Raw genomic sequence first — 21,021 nt, 5'->3', positions numbered from 1 at the left:
ATCGCGCGTCCATTCGGAGCCAACCAAACAACTAGGTGCCAATGTTAGACATCGTTGTGCCGAGCGGCGAGAACCGCAGGGCAAGGAGAAGAATTAAGAAGATCGCCAGCCTGCCGGCGTTCCGTTCATTCGAGCGCGGCCTTAACTTCTTCTATGTCACTCAAACCGTGATTAGAGGAACCAGGCGTTTCGTATGGCCTGTTCTCTACTTCATTGTGCCAGAAGGTAACCATCTGCATGTTGTCAGACTGGAGACCCTTCTGGATTACTTCGAAGAACACACCGCCCGGTCACACCAGTGGCGTCTCCTTCATGCGCGGGGTGTCGGTCTGATGATCGAGTCTTCGGTGTCGCGCCTCAATCTACTTTCGCATGAACAGCGGGCGGACACGGGCGAGCCCATTGAGCGCTACCTGCTTAAACAGTTCGCTCTGGACGTCGCCCACGGGACAGTCGATCTCCACGAAAACGGGACGAAAACGGATCGATCAAATCTGTTTTGGCATGCTCGTGGCAAAGAAGCTGACAAATTGCTCGGAGCAGTATCTTCCTACGTCGAATGGCTCGGCAAAAATACTGGCTCCAAGCGCTGGACGTTTGCCGCTTCCGTCGATGATGTGAGGCAAAATCCGGTCAACGCTTTCCGGATGGCAGCCGAGCTCGCTATACGCAAAGAAAAGAGCTTCCTCAGCTACCTCGGGGGCGAGGAGAGGGCACCTTCGCATAGATTCACCGCGACCACCGGTACTCATGACCGCAGCTCGAATCCAATCTATTCCTTTCCAGCCAAGTACTTCTCGCCGATTTTGTTCGAAGCCTTTCGGACGGACGACGGCGAGGTCGACCATGCCGCACAGCTGATCGCGCATATCTTGCTAGCGGGCGGGCTTCGCTCGAGTGAGCCATTCCACTTCTTCGTATCAGACGTGCAGTTCATGGCGGATGAACCAGTGGTGTTCATGCATAATCCCGAGTTCGGAAAAATTATCGACCGCAATCGGAGTACGTATCGCCAGGGATTTCTGCTGAATCGCTACAAAATGCTGCCTCGCACAAAGCAGTCGGGGGCAGGAAAAGCCGGCTGGAAATCCGTTCTGGGTGACGACGTAGGAACGCCCATCTTCTGGCTGCCCATTCCCGACCTACTTGAACGGATCACAGAATTATTGCGCAACTACATCCTACGGATAAGGCCGGCAATCATGCGCGGCCGCGCACCCCATCTCAAAGATCATCCGTTTCTGTTCGTCAATCCGCGGGATTCGACCGATGTCGGTGGACGACAAATCGGTGATCCCTACACGATGTCGGCGTTCAAGGGCGCATGGAACCGAGGTATTGGGCGGTTGGCGCGCATCTACAATGATCCCAATCTCGCAGTTTTGAAGGCAAATGGTACTACCCCGCACGGGCCGCGCCACCTGTATGGCCGTTTCCTGCGAACGCTCGAGCTTGAACCCGACATAATCCAACAAGCGATGCACCACCGCAGCGTCTTCAGTCAGCTGGCCTATACGCGGCTCAGCTCAAGCGAGCTCAACCAGATCATCAAGAAAAGTGCCGAGCGTCCGGACGTGCCCGAGATGGCGGTTCAAATCATGAACTCCGTTGCGAACTTCCGTAGTCACTACCAGCAGAAAGGCTTTTGAAATGAGGCAGATACGCGGAACGAAGGTTTGGGTGAACCTCACCACCCGTCACATCGGGCAGTCAGGAAACGTCGTGCTGGATGGCAACATCACCGAGGCCTTGTCGATTCTAAAAGCCTACCCCAAGAACAAGCCACTTACGGATGAGATATGCGATAAAATAGACTTGGTTATCAACTCCGACGTCTGTCTCTCTCCGTCGTTCTTCTATGAGAAGGACAAGCGGCCTTCCAAACTCGTTGTCCTAGAAATGGTCAAACAGACCGAGCTGGGGGCTCAGATGTGGGACGCCCTCCATGAAGCCGGTGCGTTCGCTTTTATGGAACGTGTGACCAAACAAAGCCAAAGAAATTATGCATCTGAAATCGCCCGAATTATCGCTGTATTTGCGCTCTGTACGATTGGAGAGGAGAACTTTGCTGCGTTCCCGCTCCAAGCAATTCATGCCGTGGTTGACTTCTTCCGCAGTGACAACGGCACACGCTGGCGAGGTGAACTCTGGGGAGCCGGGGAAATCGGATTTCAGTGCATGCGCGAGGTTGTTCTCGGCCTAGCCAAAATCAGAAGCGATCCAGCGCTCGCGGCAAAGACTGGACAGGATAGGGAGGCCGAGGGTCCTCATCGCCATACTCGGCGCGTCTGGACGCTTATGTGTAACAGCAATGATCAGTTGGATCGGGAGCTCACTCGCCGCTACGCCGACTACGACCAGCAGGCTACGGACGGGCCAAAGTCACGCCAACAGATGGTTCTTGATGTCCGTGCCTACTTCGAAAGCATCGGCGTCGACGGGCCTCTTTCGGAAATACTACAGGAGAAGGACCGCAAACCATCCTTCATCGATTTTCTAATCGAAAGGACCGGGAAGGTGACGCCCTACATAAAAGCGCATGCCGCCCGTGCGCAACGATTTCTGGAATTTACAATAGGTCAACTCGAGGAAGAACACCAAGGTGTCGTCTTCCATTCCCTCGTCAAACAACGTGATGTCGCTTTACTGAAAAATGAAGTCGAAGCCGGTCCTCCGAAGAGGCGGACAACGGCGTCGAGACCGTTGCCAGGAAAACTGCATGCCATTGCGAAAGCGATCTTAGACGAAGGAGAGACCGGATGGCCTGGTCAATCGGGCTACTTCCATGAGTTCGTAGAAGTCGATGGTAAGCGTCAGAAAATATACTGCCCGGTGATTCCGACCCTCCTCCGAACCGCGATGGACCTACCGCTGCGGATGGGTCAGCTGCGTCGACTGGACTCCGGCGAAGGTGACCTCGAGATGTTCAACGGTGACACGATGACATGGGAGCCGAACACTAGCCCCCTGGCAGGTTACTGGGAAATCGAAGAGGGGCGCGGAAGATGAAACCATGGGAACTGCGACGTTTGAACGCCCGCACCGCATCGATGACTGGGCTCCCAATCTCAAAATTGGAAGCTGATCCAGGCAGCGGTCCTGGTGAAAGTCCAAGCCTCGGTAAACGGCTATGGCAGCTTCGCCGTTGGCAAGAAAAGCGCAACCCAATTACTGCGCCCCACGCTCCGCACCAATACGTCGAGCATCCGGAGAGATATCCTCCGGAAAAACTGAAGGATTTGCCGTGGATATTTTCGCTGGCCCGCCTCTTTCCCACGCCAACACAGCCCATGCCGGGTCGTATTGCAACGATACGCGAGGTCGAGCAGGGGTGGACGATGCTTCTTGTGGAGGTCGAGCGTCGTTGGAACCTCAAAAACGAAGGCGATCCAATCGTGCTCATCAAGCGGGATAAATCAGGCAGACCTGTCGGAGCTCTCTACCCTTTGTCTCACCAATTGGCGGCTCAACGGGTGAAATATGCGGTCGGATATCCTCGACACAGTGTCACGGAGCTCTTCGTGAACACCGATAGCAGGGGCAAGGACCTTGAGCGGTGGCAGCTGCGGCATGCTGCAGATAGCGAAACGCCGTTTCCGAACAGTCATCGCGCTCGTGACGGGAGAAACTCGAATCAATGAAAACCAGAGGCTTCGCATACAGGTTTGAAGACACGGTCCCGAACATCACGGGCTTTCACGTCAACACTAATAAAACTGGCGAACCTTACCAAATTCCGTGGGAACACGAGGATTCGCACAAACGCCTCTGGCACTTGCGCCAGTGGCAGGCCCGGTACAATCCCATCAAAAAGGCAATCTCCCCGGAACAGTACCTCGACAACCCGGATGACTATCCAGAGGCTACCAAGAAACGATTACCAAGAATTCTGCCCATAGCAAGGCTGTTTCCGACGTCTAAGAGGCCATGGGCCGGTCGGCTTCCCACAGCCTCGGAGATCGACAAGGCCTGGCAGATGCTCATGGTTGAAGTTGAGCGTCGCTGGAATCTGGAAAACCCGGACAACAAGGTAACGATCGTTCGCTACCAGGAAAAGACGGGTCAACCTCAAGGGGCGATCTACAACATTCATGGGATGCGAGTGCGAGGTCTAACCGATCTTCGTCGTGGTGGAATGTCGCTAGACCTGCTGAGTAAATTCGTTGCGGGCCACGCGAGCCTGATGATGACGCTCTATTACCTCGAGTTTGATCCGGCTTCCATCAATACGATGATTTCCAAAGCGGCTGTGGAGGCGAAGGCAAAAGAAATCAACGACTTCGTTACCGATTTCAAGAAACTGAGCTATGAAGATGCTCGTCGCCGATCGGTATCGGTTCATCCCGACGCAATTGCCGCGGCCGTAGAATCACCATCGAAAATCGAGTTTTGCAACGTTGATATCGGGATGTGCCCGTTCGATGGAACCCGCTGCTTTGATGGCGGACCTGAACTTCGTGCCGACAACCGGTCCGTCGGCTCCTTCGGTGTGCATGGAGATATTGGCTCGCGCAATTGCATCATGTGCCGTCATTTTGTCAGTGGCCCGCCATGGATACCACAACTCGAATTGTACGGCGGCAAGCTATGTGCGAAGCGACAATACCTTGGACTGAAGCAAACTGAAATAAACGAAAAGGCCGCTTTCTTGCGAGAGCAGAGAAGGGCTGGACTGATAACCCGTGCGGAGGAAACGACGGCATCCGACGCCTTACAGGCCGATCTCATCGCAAACAAAGACGAGCAGGAACTGAACGAAACAGCAATCTTCAATGTGGAGATGTTGCTGGCTGCAAGTGTTGAAATCATGTCGAAGGCGGAGGAGGGCGATTTGAAAAGCGAGATTGCCTTTGTGGGTAACGATCGCCGTTCCATTGTCGAATATGTGGAGGTGCCGCAGTTCGTCCGGGCTTTGATGCTGGCGCGGGTCGCCAAGGTGTATCCGGTTTTGGGGGACGATCTTATGATTGCCGAGCGGAATCGATGGATCGATTTCGTAATGCACAATGCTGGAGAACACCCCCTCGGGTTACGAGTGGATATCACGGACCGCCAGCGTGAGCGAGCCAGGGACATGTTGTCTGAATGGATGCTCGGCCGCCTGAAAGCTCACGACATAGCTGCATTGGGCGACGGTCGCCAGCGCCTTCAGGACCTTCGAGTCGCAGGGAAGGTCAAGGCGCTGATAAGCCGTGCTCTGTCGGATGCAGTTCCGCTCGGAATAGGCGGCACGGATTCCTCGCTGAAGAGCCTCGAACACAATGGGGTGCGGTAATGGCGTCGAGAAAAGGTGCGATTATTCAAATCGCAGAAAAGTCTTCTGAGCTGATAGTCGAGGCGTTGCCCCCCGAGCGGGCGGTAGCGAAAGCTAACTACCTGAAGATTGCTGCCGTGTGCAGAGCCTTGGTTAGCAGGCAGAAAACACCTTACTTTCCGACGGCAGCCCTGGTGGCGGAGGAAGGCGGAAACGCAGACGCAGAATTCCCGAGCGCGCGAACAATTCACAATGCCTATGCCGATATGATGCGCATATGGAAGCGAGCCTACCATGACATTACCAACATCATGGCCAACGATGCGCTATCAGTCGATGAACTTCCTTCTGTCGACCTTAGCGATGCAGACGCCAACACGAAGCACGTGTTTGACGAACTGTACCGGCATCTCAAAGAGGTCCATCAGCGTAACAACGCTCTGAAAAAGCTAATTACGGATAACGTTCCAGTTGATGCAGATCAGATTCCCGCAGGTTCGAGTCGTATCATTGATGCTCTTGAATTGTGGCTTGATCGGGTGCGCTCCGGCTTGTTTACCCTGGATGAGGATGGGATGAAGGTCAGTAGGAAATCGGCGATAGGAACGATAATTATGGACACCGAGATGTTGAACGACCTGCAGACGCTCGTCGAGGATTTCAGATCGGTAGATAAACTGCGGAACCAAAAGCCAGATTAGCGAGGGCGGCCGGGTCTATTCTCGCTTTGCGCGATGGGCCGGACAGTTCGGCCCGAGGTAAGCGATCGGCAGTCTTAGTGTGGGATCGCGATGACGGTTGTGGATGAGGATAGAGAGTTCGGGTACGGCTTGCGGAGGCACAGCGATTGTGATTGCGCTCCGTAGGTTTGTCGCTATGTCGAGAAATATTATTGATTTTATTGGTGAATTTTACGTCATGTCGAAAAGGTCGGGGAGAAATGCTCCGATCGGTGTGTCCCGAAACTGAAGTTCCGGAACTGCCGGATGTTCATAATGCAGGTCGGGCATGTTAACTCCTTCCGATTCCGTCGTATTGGATCGTCGCCTTGACTATTTGTGCAACGTCAGTGGTTTTCCTCTAAAGACGCTTCTGCGCCCTGGTCGCAACCTACGGAAAATCACACCACTTCCTCCCTTGACCCCAACTGAACTTGAGGTTGTACCAATTTTAAGGCGGTCGCATAGCATCGAAGGCGACGCGCCTTCAGGGAGGATGTCGTGGTGAGGTATTTTCGCTATTCGAAACCCAAATATCCCTGCGGAACACGTCTTATTGGAGCCGTTGTTTTGCAGTTGCTCGGTAGTGGATTCCTGGCGTTCGTCTTTTGTCTCCTGGATGCGCTCACGGCAAAGCCAACTATAATTGTCGGTCAGTTTGTACCATGCTTGGTGGGGAGCGTCGTCGGCTTTCATTTTGTGGCTTTTCGTCGGGCGGTCACGGACGGCCAGCTTAGTCTTATCGCAACATTATTCCTGGCATTTGGGGGCTTTTACTGGCTTGTGTCGTATTCCTTGCCTGACCTTTTGCTAGCAAGATCGATTGCCGGATTTGGACTGGGTGTGGTTGTTGCGGGAATTTTCCGACGGCGCTTTCTGGAAAATCCCGTAGTTCCCCGCGTTCGATAAACACGCATTGTCCTTTTGAAGGACGTGTACATTGCCGGCTGACGCCCTCACAGCAATTCCCTAATCGCTCGCCATGCGTTCCGCCCGAGCTTCGCATCCGCCTCGTCGGTTCCGCCACGGGCATGGAGTTTCGATCGTGTCGTCTCGCCGGGCAGGAGAATGCGATGCCCAGCATCTTTATCGAAGATCAGCGTAGCCTGCCTGCCATGGGCCTGCCTCGACTGGAGTATCTGTCCCGCAAAATCTCCTGATGGCCAAAGCGCGTCGTCTCCACCAGCGACAAGGATCAAGTCGGCAGGGGACGACTCGATCGGAATTCTGGCTCGTTCGTTTAGCTGAACATCGTTGGAGAGGCATTTTTCGAAAAACGACCGATAAGAAACAACGCCATCCCGGTAGTCGTTCTGCCAATTGATATCGGCCGGAACGAAGTCTAGTGGGCTATCCTGGCATCTTCGGTACGTGCAGCCCGCAGCACGAGACGCGGAGTTAGAATTCTGATCGGCGGCGAATTCATCATAACTTTCACCTCCGGTGGTCGCGTTGTCGTATGTCGGCATGGCCTTCTTACCGGATGGAGGTCACGCACAAAACTGTTCAGCGTGTTGCCGATGTTGTTGGAATGATTGGATGGTGAGTGAACTGGTCTTGAGCGCGGCAACTAAGTCAGAGCTGATTTATGATCTCCGAAACGCATTTTTCGACGGACATGTGGAACGTATCCACACGCAGATCAGGGGACCACGGCTCGAAGTTAAGTTCCTGTATCTGGGCCCACGTTGGGTTTGATCGACCTTCAATGGCAGGTGATCGCGTTTCGGCACGATGGCGATGTGTTGTGACGTCCGAACAGACAACTTCAACCTCAATGAAGCCGCTGCCGGTTTCGGTCGCGACTTTTCTGAATGCAGCCCGGGTAAGATCGATAGCATTGACGGAGTCGGCGATGACGGTCCGGCCCAGACGCAAGTTGTCCTCGGCCACCCGATAAAGCGTAACATATCCCGCAGGTCCGACATCGTGTCGGTCTGCGAGTGGTGCTGACGAGCTGATGGCTTGTTCAATGGTATCAACGCGCAGGTAACACGCGCCGGTTCGAAGGGCCAAAGCCTGTGCAACAGTGCTCTTGCCCGAGCCAGGTAGCCCACCAAAAATAATCAGCATTCACCCCTCCCGTTTCGTTGAGCTTACACCACCCGTCGCACTTCGATCACCGCTAAGACACATCTCGCCACGACGGTATTTGGCACGGGGATGGATATCTCTCTGTATTATCAGTCGAGTTCGAATTCCATGCTGTGAGGCAAGTTTGGGGATGTGAAAAGTTTCTACGGATCGGGACAAAGCGCAGCAATGCTACAGCCACTTCATCTTGAAGTCGGGGTGGGGTGACCACATTTGAACCGTTGCCAACAACTGGCCTCTACTGTAGCCGTGACGGATGACGGCAATTTCCAAATCAACTGTTATCCGTATCAAGGCCCTCGGCCTACATTGGCGAGGCTCTCGGCTCCTGGCGTTTGAGGTTTACGATAGGGAAGGCCACCTCAAGGGAGTGCGGCCGCTTGGCGGTAGCGTAGAATTTGGCGAAACAGCGAAAGCCGCGGTTGTAAGAGAGTTCAAAGAGGAAATTGATACCGACGTTAACGTTATCGGCGGGCCTATTGTTCTTGAGAACGTCTTCGTCCACGAGGGGCAACCTCGGCACGAAATCCTATTCATTTTTGATTTGGTATTTCCTCAGGGGGCGTTCGAGGCACAAGATCGTATCCGATTCCAAGAGGACGATGGTACCGTAATGGAGGCGGCTTGGTATGATCTACGAGAACTCGACGTTGAGGGGGGACCAAAGCTTTACCCGAACGGCCTCAAATCCCGATTGATCGAGCGATGATCCGTGACGGCTAAAGACCATAGACAGAGCCAAGCCGTGGAGTTATCGAACAAGGTATCGAGTTGCCATGTTTCGCCAGTCGGGAGCCGAAAATAAACGGTAGTAGCTCGGGCGTAGCGAACGTCGGGATTACAAATTGTCGAAGATCGCCGAGGCGACCGCGACTTCAGTACCCGCCAACCCGACAGAGCAGAACAGGGTCATTCGATCCGCTGACGTCCGGCCGGGCACCTTTCCTGCAACGATATCAGAAAGCTCCACCATCCGATTCTCATTGCCTGAACCGTTCAGGAAGAAGGGGGAGGTGTAGGCTCGCGTCTGTTCGGAAGAATCTGTCGCTATAGTGCTTGCCATATCCGCGATATCGAGTCCGAGTTCGTATCCCTCAAGCGTTTTAGGGCCAACCGTGTTGAGATGCACACCGCGCTTCAGATCGGACGCATGCACAACGGGCTCGTTGCTGGACGTGGCGCAGATGACGATATCAGCGTCGTTCACGGCCTCAAAAACGCTGTCCGCTGGCCTTATCTCAATTCCCAGGTCCGCTTCCATTTCCCGTGCGAAAAGGCTTCGCCGGGTTTTGTCGCGGCTGTAAACGCGAGCAGAAGTGATTTTCCGAACGGCAACTGCAGCTTCAAGCTGGCTTCGCGCCTGAAGCCCGCTACCCAGTACCCCCACGACGCTGGCATCAGGTGAACTGAGGTGCCGAATTGCGACGCCCCCTATCGCACCGGTTCTGATCGCGCCGAGACGTTCCCCGAGAATAAGCCCTCTCAGCCGCCCGTCGTCGGCAGACCAAACGGCAACGATTTGCGGGTGTTCCGCGCCCTCAAATGTTCCGTATACCCGAAAGCCAGCGAGAGGTTTTTCGCCAAGGGTGCCTCCAACGGTAAAGATCAGATCGCCCCGCCCGGCGAACGAGACATGGTGTCGAGGTGGCGATATTGTCTGGCCATGTGCGCGGTCGCGAAGGATATTCTCTACCGCCTCAATCGCGACGTTCATGAATGAGCTGTCCAGTAGATCACCGTCGTACAATATTTTTGTCATCATCGACCTCCACGCACATTAAATTTGCAACCTGAACAGGCCCTGAGGTCAATAGGCATGATTAGTTTGAATCGTTGGGCTGTCTGGCTCCATGCGACCGTCAGCTTCCCGTAATGTCAGCGCCTCGAAATTCCGCGATGCTAGGAGTGACTATGAGTGGCGGATGTTCAAGTTAGGCAACACGTGGCCCATTGTCGTCCTTGCAGGGACGCTATGATATGCGAACTGGCATAGGTGATTATCATAGAGATAGGACAGAAGCCGTGAACACTACTCAGATTGCCGCAGCGCAAACACCTGAATTCAGGCAGGATGTCGACGCCTCCCTGGCATATGCGGCCGACATCATCACCGAGGCATCGGCTCACGGTTCCCGCCTACTGTGCTTCCCGGAGTGCTTTTTGCAAGGTTATCTTCTCGATGAAAACAAAGCGCAGCAGTCCGCGATAGATTTGGCCTCATCTGAGTTCCGATCCATTCTCGGTCGGCTTCCAGTTACAGACATGACTGTTGTATTCGGCATTATTGAAAAGCACGATGGACGCCTTTTCAATAGTGCCGTGATCGTCCAGAACGGTGCCTTGCAGGGGCGTTACCGGAAAGCGCATCTTCTCAAATCAGAAGCCTTTTTCACGCCCGGCACAGAGGTGCCAGTGTTTTCCGTCGATAGTCTGAAGTTTGGCATAAGCATTTGTTTTGATACAAATTTCTCGGAGAACACCAGGCGAATTGCTGAGCAAGGCGGCGTATTGATCGTCTGTCCTGCAAATAACATGATGCCTCGCGAGAGGGCAGAACAGTATCGGCACATCCATAACGCGGTCCGGAGCGACAGATGCAAAGAACATGGCCTGTGGCTGGCCTCTTCAGACATTTTCGGGGAGCGTGACGGCCATGTTTCGTGGGGACCGACCGCAGTCATCAATCCTGGCGGCCAAGTCGCAGCTCAACTTCCACCTGGACGGGCTGGGCTATTGCACTTTGACCTTCCAACCGCCTCGTGCTGATGACGGCACTAGGCGCTTCCGCGTCACTATTGCCCTCGCTCCGATATTCTGTTCGTCGTCTTTCGTCATGGGCTTCGCGTCGGACAAGCGGACTCTGAACATTTTAACGATGTCGACCCATCGTTCAGCGCGGAAATCTCTGCGAAGCGCCATTCGACCTGGTTTCGGATTATTTGCCACTTCTGTATCGTCCGAGCGCCGCGAGCAGCTCGCGGCACCCAGCATCTGTATGCCGGCGGGTAGCAATCGAGGCTTTCTGTGCGCCAATTTCGATGGATTGCGCGGAAATCGCGCCGATGGTTATCGCCCGTATTGATGTGCCGGAAAGCCGCCATTATTGGATGTTCATTCCTTCGTCGGAGAGGGAGACGTTATGTTCATTCGACGATTCGCATTCCTTTTTTTTCTTGGGATTTTCATTGCGGGTACAGCCCGCGCCCAGACATGGGAGGACATCGATCCGAGGACCGCCGGCTGGTCCACGGAGCGGCTCGAGGCGGCGCGTCTGCAGTCGGAATCTCTCAAATCTACCGCAGTAATGATCATCCAGGATGGACGGGTGATCGCTCGTTGGGGTGACACCTCTCGCAAAGTAAATATGGCATCCGTTCGCAAGAGCGTGCTCAGCGCTCTTTACGGCATTGCGGTTGCCGAGGGGCGGATCAAACTTTCAGCCCGTCTTTCCGGACTTGGCATTGATGACAATACTCCCAGCCTTTCGGCTGAGGAGAAAACCGCGACGATTCGCGATCTGCTCATGTCGCGGTCGGGTGTCTATCATCCAGCCGCCCACGAGACCGCCGACATAAAGCGCAAGCGCCCTGCGCGCGGAAGTCACCCGCCCGGGACGTTCTGGTTCTATAACAATTGGGACTTTAACGTTCTGGGGACTATCTATCGACAACAGACTGGCGAGGACATCTTCGCGGGATTCGAGAAGCGGATTGCTCGACCGATCGGAATGGAGGATTTCTCGATCAAGGATGGCCGATACGATCTCGAAAAGCTGTCCGAGCATCCCGCCTATCCAATCCAGCTCAGCGCCCGCGATGCAGCCCGGTTTGGCCAGCTTTTCCTTAATGACGGAAAGTGGGGCATTAAGCAGATCATCCCAGCGTCGTGGGTCCGGGAATCGACGACTGCCTATTCGTGGGCGAAGCGGATACGGCAGGGTTACGGCTACATGTGGTGGACGCTTCCAGAAGATACTTGGGGTCAGAACGCGTTCTACGCCTCCGGCTACGGCGGGCAGATTATCGCTGTTGTGCCGTCAAAGCGTCTAGTGGTGGTGCAGACTGTAGATTTACAACAGAACCCGAAGGGCGTTCGCACCAGCGCGTTCATTGAACTCCTAAAAGAGATCGCTTCCGCTTCACCGTGAAGAATATGGTACTGCACAGCAAATATAGCTCGATTGATGCCGTCGGCTTCGTGATGTTTATGGCTCAGAAGCAGATTGTCCGAACACCACTCCGCCTCCGCTATCTCCAGACCAGGTCACTATGACCGCGAAGAGCCAGGGAATCATGACGATCACACTTATAGCGGCCAGCGAGGCAAAGAAATCTGAACTACGGGATATGCTTTCTGGTTATCTGGTAGAGTTAAGTCAGTACGGGGATGTCGACCTCGAATACCCTTACTTTGACTGTTACTGGACCGACGACGACCGTTGGCCCTACCTAATTGTCAAAGACGGAGATACCGTTGGGTTCGCTCTGGTGAACACTTGGTCGCCCTCGGGAAAAGGCACCGACTTTGCAATCGCCGAGTTTTATGTGCTGCCCTTGTTCCGGGGTGCCGGAATCGGGCGACAGGCATTCTCCTGCCTCCTCGATGGCCGCTCCGGTATCTGGGAGCTTAGCGTCATGTCGAACAACGAACCCGGGAACGCATTTTGGGAGCGAATGTTGGCTGCCTCGGACATTTCGGAGATCGAGAGGGTCGATTTGGGAAGCGAATTGGTGTTCCGCTTTTCTTCCAAAACATAGCTGTTTGTCTGGTTTGGACCAAAGGCCGATTCGACGGATTACGCCAACAGTCGCCTTGGCAGGATAGCGCAAAAAGCGGCCGTCGCGGCTGCTGCTATTTTTCGCCGGAACCTCAGTATCGCCTTCGAGGCGTTTTTGTTTAGAATGCCACAATGGCCCAAGGAATTGGAATCGGTCTGTCACGACGCTTCTACGAGAGCCTCGTTGCGCCCGTACTCAGAGAGCATTTCCCCGATCTTCCGTACTGCGCATGCAGGATAGGGTGGGGTTCAGAGGTTCTTGGTTATGATACGAAGCTGTCAGCGGATCATGATTACGGGCCATGTGTTCAAATCTTTCTGGCAGAAGATAGCTTTCCTTCAACGGCCGAAGCTCTCATGCACCGTTTCGACGAGGGCCTGCCCTCAACCTTCGAAGGCTGGTCTGTTCGCTTTTCCCGGAATGTTCGACCGCCGAAGACGTATCCTGAACTCGGTTTGTTGGGCTCAGACCACGGCGTCGAGCTTTATACGCTATCTGCTTGGTGCAAGCAGTTCTTGAGGCGCGAGTTTGGCACGGGCCTCACCGTGCGCGACTGGCTATCTTACCCCGAGCAACTCTTCTTGCTGGTGACATCCGGGGGCGTATTTCGAGACGACTTGGGCGAACTCACCGCGCTACGAGATCGGATGGCCTACTTTCCGCGCGACGTGTGGCTTTACAAACTTGCGGCTCAGTGGGGTCGTATTGCCGAAGAACGGGCTTATGTAGGCCGAACCGGGGATGTGGGCGATGAGATCGGCTCTCGCATAATTGCAAGCCGTATGGTCGAAAACATCATGCGGCTTGGTATGCTGATCGAGCGCCGGTATGCGCCCTATCCGAAATGGCTAGGTACTGCCTTTGTCCGCTTGGACTGTGCCGCCGATCTGGCACCTATGCTTGAGCGGGTCTTATCGGCACGAAACTGGAAAGACCGTGAGGACGCACTCTTGGAGGCCTGCAAATTTACGGCCGAACTACAGGTCAGCATTGACATACCCGGTGCTATCGCTCCTATCGCCGGGGCACTTCACGGTAGGCCATATCGCTTCATTGATTCACTCAAAATCAGTGAAGCGCTTCGAGCTGAGATTGCGGATGACGATGTGCGGTCGCTCCCGGAATGTGGGGCGGCTGACCAGTTTATCAACAGCAACTATGTTCTTGCAGCTCCCGACTACACAAGGGCGGCGACAACTGCTTTGCTCGACATGGTCTCCGAGAACAAAAGCTGACGGACGTGGAAGCTTCAGCACGTCTAACTTCCCTGATGGTATAAAATTCCATCGCAAGGAATGGAGCGATTTCGAGGCTGATTGCGACGACGGCCATGACCGCAATGGGCCGATAGCCGCCACGGCCCAGAAGCGCCAACACCGGCCATTTCGGTCGCCGTGGAACTCCTTATTCTGTGCCGTCGCAGATGTCAGGAAAACAAGCGTCGCTTTAATCGGAAGTTTCGTGACAAGAAAGGAGACCACAAGGATGGACCAGTACGAAGGAATTCGATCCGCTGTTCTCGCTAGTCCATTGCTTCGCCCAATCATCGATGGGTGGGATAACGTAGCCTTACCGGATTGTTGGTTGGTCGCAGGCGCTATCGCTCAAACCGTTTGGAACCGGACGTTCGATTTGCCAACTACTCACGGCATTTCCGATATTGATATTGAACCGCGCCGGGTTTGCCGGAGGCCGTTTGGTTTAAGTTATGCGGCCATAGCTGGTTCGTCCAGCATGGCGTAGTAGCGTTCTTCAGCCTCGGCTGGCGGTATGTTTCCGATGGGCTCCAGAAGTCGTTGGTGGTTGAACCAGTCGAGAAGTTGGAGCCTCCGGCAAAGCCGGCGCGGTTCAGATCGTTTATTGCCTTACCTATCCGCAGGCTCCGCAGATGTTCGGTAAAAAACCCATTTTTAGGCAAAGGGCAAACCTATCGGCGCATTTCGACCCGACTAAGTGAAATAGCGACAAACCTACGGAGCGCAATCAAGATTGGCCATGCAGGCACGGCCTAGCGACGCGCGAAAAGTTGGTGTCCACGAGAGGATTCGAACCTCCGACCCCAGGATTCATACCACTTCGGCTTTCGCCGCCGTCCGCGGACGTTCGTGGTCTGGACTGTCCCTTCACCATGGGCCGGAGCCTTTAGGTGTTGCCCATCCAGTCTCTACACCTTCACCGGATTTCTCCGGAGCTTGGCTCGGGATTGGCATGCTGAGAGTTCAGCGAAGCGTTCCCCGACTTTGAGCAAATCGACTACACTCTTTCGTTGCGTAGCCCCCAATTTACAATCAGGAATCCTGTGCTCTATCCGACTGAGCTACGTGGACAAACTGTTAGTTCATGACCCCATATCCGATGACAGTAAGGCGAGCAATAGCAAGATATCTCCGACCGGTAATGTTACCGGCCCCCGAATTCCCGCTGATGCAGGGCTTTGAGGTCGATCGGTAAACATTCCCGCCCCTAAACGCGCTCTATCCTGCTGAGCTACGTGGACACTGAATTGCTCTTTAACCTGACGATGCCTGCGGATCAACCGCGTTCTTTATCGCGGTTGATCTCGTCCTCGGCTTTCTTCACTTCCGCCGGCAATCAGCTCGCCAGGCGCTGTTCGGCGAGCTTCACCCAATAGGAAATGCCGTAGGCGATGGCGTCATCGTTGAAATCATAACCGGCATTGTGGAGGCCTGCCGAATCGCCGTTGCCGATGAAGATGAAGCAGCCCGGTCTTTCCTTCAGCATGAAGGAGAAATCTTCACCCGCCATGGAAGGATCGACATCGGGGTCGACATTCGGTTCGCCCGCCACATCGCGGGCAACAAGGATGGCGTGGTCGGTCTCGGTGGCGTGGTTGAAGGTCACCGGGCAATAACGCTCGTAGACGACTTCCGCTTCCGCTCCGTTGGCAAGGGCAATGCCTTCCGCCATCTGCTTGATGCGATCCTGCGCGAGATCGCGCACCGTTTCATCCAGGCTGCGTACCGTGCCGGCGATCAAGGCCTCGTTGGGGATGATGTTGTGGCTGGAACCGGCGTGAAAACGGGTGACGGAGACGACGACGGAACGGATCGGATCGGCGTTGCGGGAGGCGATCATCTGCAGGTTGCCGACGATCTGCGCGCCGATGGTAATCGGATCGATGGTGCGGTGCGGCTGGGCCGCATGGCCACCGCGGCCCTTGACGGTTATCGAGAACTTGTCGGGTGCGGCCATGATGCCGCCCTTGCGGATGGCGAAGGCGCCGAGCGGAATGCCCGGCATGTTGTGCATGCCGTAGACCTCGTTGATGCCGAAACGCTCCATCAGGCCGTCCTCGACCATGGCAAGCGCGCCGGCACCTCCTTCTTCCGCCGGCTGGAAGATGACGGCGATGGAGCCGGCGAAGTTGCGGGTCTCGGTGAGATATTTGGCCGCGCCAAGCAGCATGGCCGTGTGGCCATCATGGCCGCAGGCATGCATGGCGCCTGTGGTTTTGGAGGCCCAGGGCTTGCCGGTTTCCTCCAGAATTGGGAGGGCGTCCATATCCGCGCGAAAGCCGATGGTGCGATTGCCCGGAAGATTGCCCCTGATGACGCCGACAACACCTGTGCGACCGAGACCGGTCACGATTTCGTCAACGCCGAAAGATTTCAGCTTCTCCGCAACGAAGGCTGCGGTGTTGTCGACATCATACAAAATCTCGGGATTTTCATGCAGGTGATGCCGCCATTCGCTGACTTCCTGCTGGAGTTCGGCGGCTCTGTTCAAAATCGGCATTCGTTCATTCCTGGGTTCATCGGTACGGCGTGTCGTAAAATCCTATCCTCCGTGGTGGATAGTGCGCCGCATAATTGACGTAATCAATGTACTTTGCCATTGCTAGGACATATATGGTGAATATTGCCATTCCCCGACCGAAGACGGGAATTCGAGGACTAGCCTTGCCACAGACTTTTAAATCGCCAAACGCCGCCCGGCGGCTCTCCGCAGCTATTGCCATCATGACCGCAGGCCTCGTGGCCGCGGCGCCCATGGCAAATGCCAATCCGAAAATGGTGGTCGATGTCAAAACCGGCAAGGTGATTTCCCATCAGGAAGCCTTCCGCAAGTGGTATCCCGCTTCGCTGACCAAGCTGATGACCGCCTATATCGCCTTTTCACAGATGAAGGCCGGCAAGATCAGTCCGCAGACGGAAGTGGTGATGAGCAAGAAGGCCGCCGACCAGCCGGCCTCGAAAATGTATTTCAAGCCGGGCCAGAAGCTGACGATGGACAGCGCCTTGAAGCTGCTGCTCATCAAATCCGCCAATGACATCGCCGTGGCGATCGCCGAGACCATCGGCGGCACCAGCGACAATTTCGTGGCGCAGATGAATGCGCAGGCGCAGCGGCTGGGCATGAGTTCCACCCGTTACATCAATGCCAATGGCCTGCCCGGCAAGGGGCAATATACGACCGCCCGGGATCTGGCGCTGCTGGCGCTGATCATCAAGCGGGAATTCCCGGAATATGCCCATTATTTCTCGCTGGAGGGCGTCAGCACCGGCAAGAAGAATTACGCCAACTTCAACATGCTGGTCGGCCGCTTCGATGGCGCTGACGGCATGAAGACCGGCTTCATCTGTGCCTCCGGCTTCAACCAGGTATCCTCAGCCGTGCGCAATGGCCGCTCTGTCATCACCGTCGTGCTGGGCGCGGACAGCCTTGCCGGGCGCACCGACCAGTCGGCCGATCTGCTGCAGATGGGGCTGACTGCGCCTTCCGGCCAGGGTGTTTCGCTTGCCTCGCTGGCGCCCTATGGCGATACCGGCGACGTGAATGATGTCAGCGCCGAGATCTGCAATCCGAAGGCTGCCAAGGTGCGCAGCGAAAGCCGCGACGAGGCTGGCCGCATGGTCATCCATTCGCCCTACGTGCAGGAAATGACCCGCCCGCCGGAATATTCCTTCGCCGGTCTCATTCCGGGCAGCGAGACGGTGGCGGTGAATGCCGCCAAGGGAGCTGGCAAGGGTGAACTCGCGAACGTGCCGATCCCGATCCCGCGCCCGACATTCTGATCGTCGGTGGCGGCCTTGTGGGGCCAGTGCCGGGGTGGCGATGCACTTTGTGTATTCGCAGGCCAATGATGTTATGATATTACAATGTCGCTCGTGGCTTCCAGCCTCAGGCGATTTCTTTTAGCTCCATGCGGCTCCGGGTTTCGCGTCGTCCAGTGACCTGCCGGAGCGGCCATCAACATACAGGCAAGTCATGTCTCGCGATCGCATCCCGGTTTCCATCATCACCGGATTTCTCGGCGCCGGAAAATCGACGCTGCTCAACCGGCTTCTCAAGGATCCCGCGATGAGCGATGCGGCGATCATCATCAATGAATTCGGCGATGTCAGCATCGATCACATGCTGGTCGAAAGCGCCGGCGAGGGCATCATCGAACTGGCGGAGGGTTGCCTCTGCTGCACGGTACGTGGCGAGCTGGTGGATACGCTGGCGGAACTGATGGATGGTATCCAGACAGGCAAGCTGAAGCCGGTAAAACGGGTGGTCATCGAGACCACGGGTCTTGCCGATCCCGCCCCCGTCATGCAGTCGGTCATGGGCAACCCCGTTATCGCACAGAATTTCGTGCTGAACGGCATGATTACGGTGGTAGATGCCGTGAATGGCCTTTCCACTCTGGATAACCATCAGGAGGCGGTGAAACAGGCGGCCGTGGCCGACCGTCTGGTGATGACCAAGCGCGCTCTTGCCGATGCCGCCACGATTTCCGCGCTGACAGCCCGCCTCCAGATTCTTAATCCGCGCGCGACAATTGAGGATGGTGACAAAACCGACTGGAGCGCTGCGGGTCTTCTCGATAACGGCCTTTACGATGCCGGCAGCAAGAATGCGGATGTCGGCCGCTGGCTGGGCGAAGAGGCGGCAGACGATCACCACCACCACGACCATGATCATCACCACCATCATGACGGCCACGACGACCATCACCATCATCACGATGTGAACCGGCACGACGCATCCATCCGGTCCTTCTCGATCATCCACGACCAGCCGGTCAGCCCGATGGCGATCGACATGTTCGTGGATTTGCTGCGCTCGGCGCATGGTGAAAAGCTCCTGCGCATGAAGGCGATCGTCAAGCTGTCGGATAATCCGGGCCGGCCTTTGGTGTTGCATGGGGTGCAGAATATTTTCCACACGCCGGAGCGCCTCGCGGCCTGGCCGGACCCGGCCGATCAGCGTACGCGCATGGTGCTGATTACGAAGGATTTGCCGGAGGCGTTTGTAAAAGACCTGTTCGCCGCCTTCACAAGTGCACCGGGCATTGACCGGCCGGACAGGCAGGCGATGACGGATAATCCGTTGGCGGTTTCCGGGTTGCGGTTTTAGGTCGCGCCGTGATGGCCTAGGTCGATGGGTGTAGTTCACCCCCTCTGTCCTGCCGGACATCTCCCCCTCAAGGGGGGAGATCGACTTGCGGCTAGGTCTCGCCCATCTTAACCGCTGCGAATGTAGTGGCGACGGCGCATCTTGCTGATCTCCCCCCTTGAGGGGGAGATGTCCGGCAGGGCAGAGGGGGGTGAACCACCGGCGACACCGTCAAATGTCGGTTTCCCCGCCCTTCACAATTCGAAACCGATGCCCCTTATCCAGCGCAGTGGTCTCAACCAGACTATGCCCATCTTCATTACACATATGGGTAATATCGATCACCGCCAGCGGATCGGTCGTCTCGACGGTCAGAACATCGCCCCTCTTCAGGGTTGCGAGTTTCTTGCGGCTTCTCAAAACCGGAAGGGGGCATTTAAGCCCCCTCAAATCATAAGCGATCTCGGCCGTTTCGCTCATTCCTTGGCCCAAAACTTCCAGAACGGCTTCTTTTCCGGCGCTTCCGGTGCCGGTGCGGCGGAATAGGCAAGCGGGTTCATGGCCGGAACGGGGACGCTCTGGGCGGCAGCTCCGGTCTGACCGGCTGCGGCCGGGGTGGCCGAGGCAACCATCGTCGGTGCCGCGGGCGCCGGGTTCGATTGCGGTGCCGTGGCGGGCTGGACAGCCGAAGGACGCGGACCGCGCAGGGCCGAGGCGGTTGCGGTTGTGGCCGGTGAGGACGACGTCACCTGCTGCGCCTTCTTCTCCATCAGCGCGGCATATTCCGTTTCCTTCATCAGCTTGCCAGCTTTCAGCGCCGAGCCGGTCGGCGCATAGGCGGGTTCGCGGCCCTTGCGCTTTTCGGCCACCAGCGCCTTGCGCTCCGCCTCGCTCGGGTCGTACCAGGCCATGCCGTCATATTTCTTCATCGCCGTTGCATAGGCGAGATCATAGGTCTTCTCATAGCTCGAAAGCGCGCTTGCGAGTGCCGGCGGCGTGCTCATCGGCGGGCACTGGGCGGCGGCATTGAAACTGCCGCCTTCGGTCTGCTGGTTGAAGACATATTTCTTCTCGCAGACATTCACTTCCGGCGGGCGCTTGGTGACTTCGAAATTGTCGTAACCGACCTTCAGCATCTTCCAGAATTGGAGATGCTCGCTCTGGCGATGGCGAGCCATGTTTTCCGCCGTCATGCGGAAGGGGAAGGCCTGCAGCTGCACGGTTTTCTGGCCGCCCTTGAAGGCGTCGCGCGCGAAACCGTAGATTTCAAGAATCTGTGCATCCGTCATCGAATAGCAGCCAGAGGACGAGCAGGCGCCATGGATCATCAGATTGGTGCCGTTGCGGCCATTGGCGGCATCGTAACGGTTCGGGAAACCGGTATTGATGGCGAGATAATATTTCGAATTCGGGTTCAGATGAGCGGGAGTGAGGTTGTAGAAACCTTCCGGCGCCTGCCGGTCACCCTCTTTCACCTTGGGGCCGAGTTTGCCGGACCATGCGCAAATCTCGTAGCCGGCGATCTTCTCGAAACGGTTGTCGCGCCTCGCTTTCCAGATTTCCAAGGCACCTTCTTCCTTGAAGATGCGGATCATAATCGGTGAGGTACGGTCCATGCCCCTTTTGTCGATCTCGGCCAGAATGGACGGAGACAGCGGGTAATCGACCTTGTTCTTGACGTGTGAGACGTCGCGCTCAACGGTTTCGAGCGTATCGTTGCAGCCGGCAAGAACGAGCGCGGTGCAGGCAAGAAGTGCAAAATGTGTCAAACGCATGATCTGATCCGAAAGACGATGGCACGAAGCGGCGGCAGTTCTACACCGTCCCGTGT

General features: G+C 55.9%; 19 protein-coding genes. 13 read left to right on the top strand and 6 right to left on the bottom strand.

Annotation, left to right across the window (positions count from 1 at the left end; all coding sequences use genetic code 11):
• The first annotated feature begins 41 nt into the window (after window positions 1–41).
• Genes QRN60_RS17675 through QRN60_RS17655 form a run of 5 tightly spaced genes read left to right on the top strand, consistent with a single transcriptional unit; the run spans window position 42 to window position 5,955 of the window.
• Complete coding sequence (locus tag QRN60_RS17675; RefSeq protein ID WP_129567270.1) at window positions 42–1,649, top strand: hypothetical protein; 1,608 nt, start codon at window positions 42–44, stop codon at window positions 1,647–1,649.
• A 31-nt stretch (window positions 1,650–1,680) separates the two neighbouring features.
• Complete coding sequence (locus QRN60_RS17670; protein ID WP_165001878.1) at window positions 1,681–3,009, top strand: VPA1269 family protein; 1,329 nt, start codon at window positions 1,681–1,683, stop codon at window positions 3,007–3,009.
• Window positions 3,006–3,641: a hypothetical protein gene (locus QRN60_RS17665; protein ID WP_129567065.1), complete on the top strand. Its 636-nt coding sequence runs from the start codon at window positions 3,006–3,008 to the stop codon at window positions 3,639–3,641. Before QRN60_RS17670 ends, QRN60_RS17665 begins: the two co-directional genes overlap by 4 nt.
• On the top strand, window positions 3,638–5,275 hold the full coding sequence (locus tag QRN60_RS17660; RefSeq protein WP_129567064.1) for a VPA1269 family protein: 1,638 nt from the start codon (window positions 3,638–3,640) through the stop codon (window positions 5,273–5,275). The genes QRN60_RS17665 and QRN60_RS17660 overlap by 4 nt, the downstream gene beginning before the upstream one ends.
• Window positions 5,275–5,955 (top strand): hypothetical protein, encoded by a 681-nt coding sequence (locus QRN60_RS17655; protein ID WP_129567063.1) that lies wholly within the window; start codon window positions 5,275–5,277, stop codon window positions 5,953–5,955. Before QRN60_RS17660 ends, QRN60_RS17655 begins: the two co-directional genes overlap by 1 nt.
• A gap of 974 nt (window positions 5,956–6,929) precedes the next feature.
• On the opposite strand, the gene QRN60_RS17650 is transcribed toward QRN60_RS17655, so the two are convergent.
• Both QRN60_RS17650 and QRN60_RS17645 read right to left on the bottom strand, forming a co-directional pair.
• Window positions 6,930–7,442 (bottom strand): acyl-CoA thioester hydrolase/BAAT C-terminal domain-containing protein, encoded by a 513-nt coding sequence (locus QRN60_RS17650; RefSeq protein WP_284766042.1) that lies wholly within the window; start codon window positions 7,440–7,442, stop codon window positions 6,930–6,932.
• A 106-nt stretch (window positions 7,443–7,548) separates the two neighbouring features.
• Window positions 7,549–8,046 carry a P-loop nucleotide/nucleoside kinase family protein gene (locus tag QRN60_RS17645; protein ID WP_112199112.1) on the bottom strand — a complete coding sequence of 166 codons (498 nt, stop codon included), beginning with the start codon at window positions 8,044–8,046 and terminating at the stop codon, window positions 7,549–7,551.
• Window positions 8,047–8,323: 277 nt separating this feature from the next.
• Here QRN60_RS17645 and QRN60_RS17640 point away from each other — a divergent pair, with 277 nt between their 5' ends.
• A complete protein-coding gene (locus QRN60_RS17640; RefSeq protein ID WP_113048803.1) occupies window positions 8,324–8,776 on the top strand; it encodes an NUDIX hydrolase in 453 nt (150 codons plus the stop codon).
• Window positions 8,777–8,905: 129 nt separating this feature from the next.
• Here the strand turns inward: QRN60_RS17640 and QRN60_RS17635 are convergent, their stop codons facing one another.
• Entirely contained in the window at window positions 8,906–9,826 is a 921-nt protein-coding gene (locus QRN60_RS17635) for an ornithine cyclodeaminase family protein (RefSeq protein ID WP_129567272.1), read from the bottom strand.
• 263 nt (window positions 9,827–10,089) lie between these two features.
• On the opposite strand from QRN60_RS17635, the gene QRN60_RS17630 reads away from it, so the two are divergent.
• From QRN60_RS17630 to QRN60_RS26540, 5 genes are all read left to right on the top strand, one after another.
• Window positions 10,090–10,833: a carbon-nitrogen hydrolase family protein gene (locus QRN60_RS17630; RefSeq protein ID WP_129567060.1), complete on the top strand. Its 744-nt coding sequence runs from the start codon at window positions 10,090–10,092 to the stop codon at window positions 10,831–10,833.
• 373 nt (window positions 10,834–11,206) lie between these two features.
• Window positions 11,207–12,214 carry a serine hydrolase domain-containing protein gene (locus QRN60_RS17625; RefSeq protein WP_113048805.1) on the top strand — a complete coding sequence of 336 codons (1,008 nt, stop codon included), beginning with the start codon at window positions 11,207–11,209 and terminating at the stop codon, window positions 12,212–12,214.
• Between the two features lie 145 nt (window positions 12,215–12,359).
• On the top strand, window positions 12,360–12,824 hold the full coding sequence (locus QRN60_RS17620) for a GNAT family N-acetyltransferase (RefSeq protein ID WP_113048870.1): 465 nt from the start codon (window positions 12,360–12,362) through the stop codon (window positions 12,822–12,824).
• Window positions 12,825–12,976: 152 nt separating this feature from the next.
• Window positions 12,977–14,080, top strand: coding sequence for a DUF4037 domain-containing protein (locus QRN60_RS17615; RefSeq protein WP_129565162.1), 1,104 nt, complete (start codon window positions 12,977–12,979; stop codon window positions 14,078–14,080).
• Window positions 14,004–14,588, top strand: coding sequence for a nucleotidyltransferase family protein (locus tag QRN60_RS26540; protein ID WP_350225269.1), 585 nt, complete (start codon window positions 14,004–14,006; stop codon window positions 14,586–14,588). Before QRN60_RS17615 ends, QRN60_RS26540 begins: the two co-directional genes overlap by 77 nt.
• Window positions 14,589–15,437: 849 nt before the next feature.
• Here QRN60_RS26540 and QRN60_RS17605 read toward each other — a convergent pair.
• Window positions 15,438–16,601, bottom strand: a complete 1,164-nt coding sequence (locus tag QRN60_RS17605) for a M20 aminoacylase family protein (RefSeq protein ID WP_060723161.1) — start codon at window positions 16,599–16,601, stop codon at window positions 15,438–15,440.
• 224 nt (window positions 16,602–16,825) lie between these two features.
• On the opposite strand from QRN60_RS17605, the gene QRN60_RS17600 reads away from it, so the two are divergent.
• Window positions 16,826–17,881, top strand: a complete 1,056-nt coding sequence (locus QRN60_RS17600; protein WP_003509856.1) for a D-alanyl-D-alanine carboxypeptidase family protein — start codon at window positions 16,826–16,828, stop codon at window positions 17,879–17,881.
• 193 nt (window positions 17,882–18,074) lie between these two features.
• Window positions 18,075–19,211, top strand: a complete 1,137-nt coding sequence (locus QRN60_RS17595) for a CobW family GTP-binding protein (protein WP_087745942.1) — start codon at window positions 18,075–18,077, stop codon at window positions 19,209–19,211.
• A gap of 210 nt (window positions 19,212–19,421) precedes the next feature.
• Here QRN60_RS17595 and QRN60_RS17590 read toward each other — a convergent pair whose 3' ends face one another.
• A complete protein-coding gene (locus tag QRN60_RS17590) occupies window positions 19,422–19,670 on the bottom strand; it encodes a sulfurtransferase TusA family protein (RefSeq protein ID WP_003509859.1) in 249 nt (82 codons plus the stop codon).
• Window positions 19,667–20,965 carry a L,D-transpeptidase family protein gene (locus QRN60_RS17585; protein WP_111784693.1) on the bottom strand — a complete coding sequence of 433 codons (1,299 nt, stop codon included), beginning with the start codon at window positions 20,963–20,965 and terminating at the stop codon, window positions 19,667–19,669. The genes QRN60_RS17590 and QRN60_RS17585 overlap by 4 nt, the downstream gene beginning before the upstream one ends.
• Window positions 20,966–21,021 lie beyond the last annotated feature (56 nt).

It is taken from the genome of Agrobacterium sp. CFBP2214 (genome assembly GCF_030209895.1).
Classification (GTDB): Bacteria; Pseudomonadota; Alphaproteobacteria; order Rhizobiales; family Rhizobiaceae; genus Agrobacterium; species Agrobacterium radiobacter.
The sequence above is the reverse complement of the archived record's forward strand: the minus strand, read 5'-3'. Positions and strand labels throughout refer to the sequence as shown.